The organism is Desulfovibrio sp. 1188_IL3213, assembly GCF_036763145.1.
GTDB lineage: Bacteria > Desulfobacterota > Desulfovibrionia > Desulfovibrionales > Desulfovibrionaceae > Desulfovibrio.
On sequence record NZ_JBAIYR010000100.1, the window covers coordinates 1 to 6,568 of the forward strand.

The 6,568-nt window shown below is 56.0% G+C and carries 3 protein-coding genes; 1 reads left to right on the forward strand and 2 read right to left on the reverse strand.

Annotation, left to right across the window (positions count from 1 at the left end; all coding sequences use genetic code 11):
• The coding region (locus tag V6C16_RS06145; protein ID WP_333542896.1) for a beta strand repeat-containing protein at positions 1 to 3,813 on the reverse strand (3,813 nt) is incomplete at its 3' end.
• An 876-nt stretch (positions 3,814 to 4,689) separates the two neighbouring features.
• Between V6C16_RS06145 and V6C16_RS06150 the strand changes: the two genes are divergently transcribed.
• The gene (locus V6C16_RS06150; RefSeq protein WP_333542897.1) at positions 4,690 to 4,818 is read left to right on the forward strand and encodes a hypothetical protein; all 129 of its coding nucleotides are present in this window, start codon (positions 4,690 to 4,692) and stop codon (positions 4,816 to 4,818) included.
• A 7-nt stretch (positions 4,819 to 4,825) separates the two neighbouring features.
• Here the strand turns inward: V6C16_RS06150 and V6C16_RS06155 are convergent.
• Positions 4,826 to 6,568 (reverse strand): hypothetical protein (locus V6C16_RS06155; RefSeq protein ID WP_333542898.1); only part of this gene is annotated, 1,743 nt, incomplete at its 5' end.

Here is a 6,568-nt window from a genome sequence, read left to right on the forward strand (position 1 = left end):
GATCTCGTTGCTGCCGTCACTGGTGGCGTTCATGCCGTAGCCGTAGCGGGTGCCGGTGCTATCGCCAGCGCTAGAGCCTGATACTGTCACGGTGCCGTCACCGGTGATTTTGATCTCGTTGCTGCCGAAATTATCGGCGGACATGCCGTAGCCGTAGCGGGTGCCGGTGCTATCGCCAGCGCTAGAGCCTGATACTGTCACGGTGCCGTCACCGGTGATTTTGATCTCGTTGCTGCCGTCACTGGTGGCGTTCATGCCGTAGCCGTAGCGGGTGCCGGTGCTATCGCCAGCGCTAGAGCCTGATACTGTCACGGTGCCGCTTTCCGTGGTGATGCTATTGCTGCCAGAATCTATGGCAGACATGCCGTAGCGGGTGCCGGTGCTATCGCCTGATCCAGCTTCGGCCGTCACTGTCACGTCGCCACCCGCCGTTTCGATCTTGTTGCTGCCGGAAGAGGAGGCCAAAATGCCGCCAGTCGAGCCTGACACGACCACATCACTTTTTTCAGTGGTAGTAATGACATTCGTGCCGCCCTTCGCTGCGACACCCGTATCTCCACTGATGGCAACGGTACCGCCAAAGCCTGCTTTAATGGTGTTACTGCCGCTACTTACAGCAACAATACCACTGTTTTCAGTGCCACTGTTTGCGCTGATAATAGTTATATCCCCGCCAGTGATACTATTTTGGGCACCGCTTTGTGACCAGAGGCCAACATCGCCGCCGGTGATTCTGACAACACCGTCAGTGCCAGTATCAACGGAGTTGCGGGAATGGGTGCCAACGGCAGACAGCGCGTAAACCTGAGCTCCATTAATGGTAATATCTCCGGCCTTTACAGTGTTTTCGCTGCCGTATTGGGCCAACAAAGCGGTTCCCAGAGAGCGTACGGATACCTTACCTGAATAACCGGCATCAATTATATTTTTGGAGTTGAAATTTTGTGAGTTTATTCCGTTATTGCCCCCGTAAATATCAACTTCGCCGCCAGTGACAGAGTTTATACCTCCGTTGGCAGCGTATATCCCAGTACTGCCGCCGTGGATCGAAACTTTACCTTGTTCTCCCACTTTGAGAGTGTTTGTGCCGATACCACTTCCAACTTGCCCGCCAGCATTAACAGCTACGCTGTCAGGACTGCCGACGAAAATTGCGCCGGAGGCGATGGTGTTGTTGCCGCATGTGGAGGCCTCCACACCACTGCTGATGGATACTGTTCCATCCGCACCTGTGCGGAGTTCATTGCTGCTGCCCACATAGCGGAGGAGTTCACTACTATAGGCCGAGCGGCTAGACCCTACAGAAACGGCTGTAATTTCTTTGCCGGTTATCGTATTCGTGCCACCTAGATCACTGGACACGTTTCCAGATATCGTGACCTTGCCATCTACACCAGCATCAATTGTATTCTCACTCTTTCCTCCAAAAGCAGATATACCTGTTTTAATTGCAATATTATTGCCAGTAACGCGGTTTTCCCCGCCATTGTAAGCCAGTACTCCCAAAAAATTGCCAGAAGTAATGGATACGGATCCACCAACCCCACCAATGATATTTACACTGTCGGATCCATTGGCATAAACACCATACGCTGATCCAGTGATGGAAATATCACCGCCCTTGACAATATTCTCGCCGCCAGTCTGGGCCAAGAGCCCGGAACCGCCAGCGGAAACCGTCACCGTTCCATCAGCGCCTGCGTCAATGGTATTCTCACTGTCGGCGTCAGTGGCGTATACTCCGTGTCCAGTACCTGCACTTATGATAATATCATTGGCTTGAATGCTGTTGACGCCGCCGCTTTCAGCGTTGAGCCCCGTGCCCCCGCCGTCGAGTGTGAGTTTGCCCCCCACTGCCCCGCTGGCGCCCGCCACTGCCCCAATGGTATTTTTGCCACCGGATGTGGCGCTCACAGCAGCCAAATCAGCGGCATCTGTGCTGGCAATGAAAATATCACCGCCAGCTACGGTAATCGAATTGGCGCCATCGTCCACAGCTATCACGCCTGTCTTCGCACCGGCTACGTGAAGAGACCCATCCGTTATGGTCAGGTTATTGGCACTGCCGTCAGAAGAAGCGCCAATACCTCTCCATCCCGAATTTATGACGACAGAGCCGCCAGTAACGTCAATCTTGTTGGTGGCGTTAACTTGGGCGCTGACGCCTTCCCATCCGCCTTTGATATCCACATTGCCATTTGTCACTGAAACAGTGTTGGTGCTGTCATCAAGGGCATGAATACCGCGTTGAAGGGCGTCAACATTCAGATTTCCGTCAGTCACGTAAACATTGGCGCGGCTGTTCCCGGTCGTCGAGATGCCCCAATCGCTATTTATGCTTACAGACCCATTGGTGGCGGAAAGGTTAGTGGTGCTGTTGTCAACTGTGCCAACCCCATTCCAAAGTGCATTGATGGTGATATCGCCGTCAATTGCCGTTACAGAATTGACGCTGCCGCTCTGGGCTTGAAGGCCTTGCTCATCGGCGGCTATGCTGATGCTGCCGCCGCTGATGGTATTCTTGCCGCCATCGACAGCAAATACGCCATGGGCAGCGGATACGCCATCGCTAGAGGCGCTTTGGACATGAACCGAGCCCTTGCCCATATGGATGACGTTTGCGACGCTGCCGTCCGCGAGCACGCCGTCCAGCACGGTAAGTTTGCCGTCCGCGGAAGTGATATGCGTGGTGGAGCCTGGCGTTGTGTTGGCGACCCCGGCATTAAGGTTGATGGTATTGTAGTCATCGGCCATCTGGGCCGGGTCGGCCGAGCCGCTGGCATGTATGGAGCTGCCGCCGATGACCGTGTCGTTTATGATGATTTCGTCATCGCCCGTGGATGCGACAATCTGATAGCGGCCGGTCTGTCCCGTACCCTGATGGTATTCGCCCACAGATTCCGTGCCGAAGCCGGAAACCGCGCCGTATTTGGCGTCATAGGCCTGGGAGTCGAAAGATGAGCCGCCGCTGGCGACCACTTCGACAATATATTCAAACGTGTGGCCGTCCTTGACCACGGTAACGGTCACAAAGCCTCTCAGGAAATCACCCGGATCAAGGCTTTGCAGCTTGGCAAGCCCGGCCTCGCTGAATCTGAACACCAACTGGCCGTCGCTGAATTCCGGCTCCGCAAGCCAACTGCTGTCCCATTCGGGAGGAAAGGTACAGGAAACCGAATCCGGTCCGGAAGGGGTGCGTGTGATTGCCGCGCCGGACGAGAGGTTCAGCAGGTTGCCGCCGGCGTCCCTGAAAAAGACAGGGGTGCTGACGAAATGATTTTCGCTGTCGCCTGCGCTGTACAGCACCGCGCGCACATCACCGGAAGGAACGCCAAGCGCGGCCCCGCCGCCCGGAGCCGCTCCGGAAGAAGCGCCCCCGACGTTCAGAAGCGCTGTCTGAAGGCTGTCGGAGCCTGCCACGGAACCGGCAACGCTCATGTCAAGGCCGTCCAGATGGTCAAGACCGCCCATCAGGTCGGATGCGCCGTATTCATTGTAGTGGGAACCGCGTTCCACAGAGGCCGGACCCGCCGCGGGGATGAGGTCCGGGCCGAGGGCGCTGAAAAACTCCGTGCCGGAAACGATTTTTCCCGCAACTTCAAATTCAGGAACGTTATCTGCATGATAACTGGTGTAAAAATCATCTATCCGGATGGCGGCTTCGTCTTCAAACGTAAATACCAGTGAATCGCCGTCGCGTGACAGGGTAACGCCGTCGGTTGAGAAATCAAGAGCGATTTTGGCGTTTTTGCTCGTTGCAACAATTGTGACTGCCTGGCCTTGAGCCGGGCGTGAAAGATTCATCGCAGACATGGTATCCTCCGCAGAGTGGGTGGATGCGTTGGCAGGCGGCATACGCGCCAGGCGTATGCCGAAGGGACAGGAAGGAGAGCGGGGCAGACTGGCTGTCTGCTGCTCTGGGCAAAGCCCCTGCCTCTAGAAGAGTGCAGTATTTGGAAGATGCAAGGGTGAATCTATAGGAAGCGGAGATTCACGACTGGACGAATCCATCAATTATTTTATAATATCTGGGTACTCTCATGTCAATAACTATGGAAAGATAACAACTCTGGTTTTCTAACACTGTTTTTATCTGAAATAAGATTAAATAAATAATAAATATGATGCAGAAGTTTTTTTATAAAGGCTAAATTGAATATCAATATTTATAAATATATATAATTTGCATGCATGGCTAAACTAAGTAAAAAAGTTACAGAAAATTATTGGAACCTCCAGTGAGCCAAGCTCTTGCATGATTGCCGGGTACGGTCAGGGCAACTTTCGTTTTGAGCCATGCAGTGAAAGAAATTCTGTATTTTTTGTGCTGGTTCCCGCGTTTTCTGGAGGGGACATACGGCACGGCATTTGTTTTATGTACGTAAATATCTGTGAGCTTGTTTTTTGTGCCGTACTGATGCAGAAAAATTTTGACGTTGAAAAAGATTCCTTCTGAGGGACCAGGGCGGGGTCTGCAAAAAACCTGCATGATCCACGCCCGCAAAGGCGCTGCATACTTTCGGCACACACGCAAGAAGCCGCCACGGCGGGACGCATGAAAAAAACATGCGAATGCGCACAGCATCCGTACAATGAAAGCCGCTTCTTCAGGCAAGAGCCCGTTCATTTTTGGAATATAACATTCTCAAAATGAACGGGCTCTTGCCTTGCGGTGTGGGGGGAGGCGGAATGTCCATTACGGACATGTGGCAGGTGTGTTTTTATGGCTGTTCACTCTTTTCCTTGGCTGACCTGCTGCCGCGCGGCGGCTTGCCGGATCAGGAAAAGAGTGAACAGCCTTTGAAACCGTTTGCCTAGACAGTGTCTAGCAGTTTGTCATTTCCCTTGCGGCATTGTCCGTGGCTTCCTGGCAGGAATCCGCAACGCTGGGGATACTGCTGATTTCGCTTGTGGCGGCGGCAGCGCTCTCAGCAGCCGTCACAGCAGGTCCGGCAGGGGCGCCGGAGGCATCGGGGGCCGCAGGCCCGGCAAGGTGACTCTGGTCAAGAGCCGCGTTCATGTCGGTCAGGCCCATGTCGTGCAGACCGGTTTCTCCGAAAAGGCCGGTGCCGTCCTGTTCTGTGTCCTGCCCGTCGGCGGCCGCGAACAGGCTGTCGAGGCTTTCATCGCCGTAGGTCAGGGTGACGGGGGTGTACAGTTCGGCAAAGTCGCTGCCATCGCCCCCTTCATTGCCGAGGTAGCCGTTGTGCAGGGCATCATCCCCTTCTTCAAACAGATCCGGCAGATCCGGCAGGTCTGTGAGCATGTCTGCGGGCGTGCCTGGGGACATGTCGGCAGGGTCGCTCAGGAAGGCGAAAAGCGGCTGCGCCTGTCCGTCTGCGTCTTCACTGAAGTGCGCCAGGGCCGTGGCGTCATCAAGAGTATCCGCCCCAAGAGCGTCTGCCCCGGGGACCTCCGCATGTGCGGTATTGTCCGGCTGCGCGCTGAAGATGGTCTCCGGGCTGTCGCCTGTCATGTGGTCTGCCATAAGGGCCGGGCCGTCGTGATCGGCCAGGGGCGAGTCCTGCATGTCGTCATGTCCGGCGGCATGCTGCGCGTCCTGCGTATGGTGCTCCGCGCCGGTTTCCGCAGGCATTGCGAAACTGAAGGGGCTGGGGGAGTCCCCCTGGGGGGCAATCTCCGGAGGCCGGAAGTCATAGTCGACGCCTGCACTGTGGAGGGTGTTCAGAAGGGCCTCGAAGCTTGTCTCAGAAGGCAGGTTATTGGGGTCCAGCCCGTAAAATACGACCTCTGAAAGCCCATCAATAAGATTGCCGCTCACTATGCCGGTGAGCCATGCCCCGTAGTGCGCCACAAAGTCTGCTGGGGTATCGGCTTGCAATACCAGGGTGTAGGTTCCGCCGTTGTCGACGGTCACGTTCAGGCTGCCGGACTGTACAGTACCGTTGAGGATAAGTTCGTTGCTGCCGTCGCCCAGGTTGATTTCATTGCCGTTGGCATCGCCCTTGACATCGCCGTTGATGGTCACCTTGTCGTTGCCGGCACCGGTGGTGATGATGTTTTTGCCGCCGTTTTCGGCCTGCATGGCGATGCCCTGACCGTTGTTGGCGGTGGCGGTGAGGGTGATGCTGTCCGTGTCTCCTGCCTGGGAATGGCCAGTGATGCGGTTTACGGAACCGCCGCCGTCGGCCCACATGGCAATGGCTTTTTCAGCGGCACCGGCCGATGCGGTGATGGTCACGGTCAGGGGCGAGCCGATGGCAGACTCAGCAGACTTAATCGTATTTACGCCGCCGCCTGCGGCAGCCATGCCGTAACCGTAGCCGGTGCCGGAGCCGTAGCCGGAGCCGGAGCCGGTCACTGTCACGTTGCCGTCACCGGTGATTTTGATCTCGTTGCTGCCGTCACTGGTGGCGTTCATGCCGTAGCCGGAGCCTTCGAAGCCGGAGCTACTGGTGCCGTTGCCGGTCACGGTCACGTTGCCGTCACCGGTGATTTTGATCTCGTTGCTGCCGTCACTGGTGGCGTTCATGCCGTAGCCGTAGCGGGTGCCGGTGCTATCGCCAGCGCTAGAGCCTGATACTGTCACGGTGCCGTCACCGGTGAT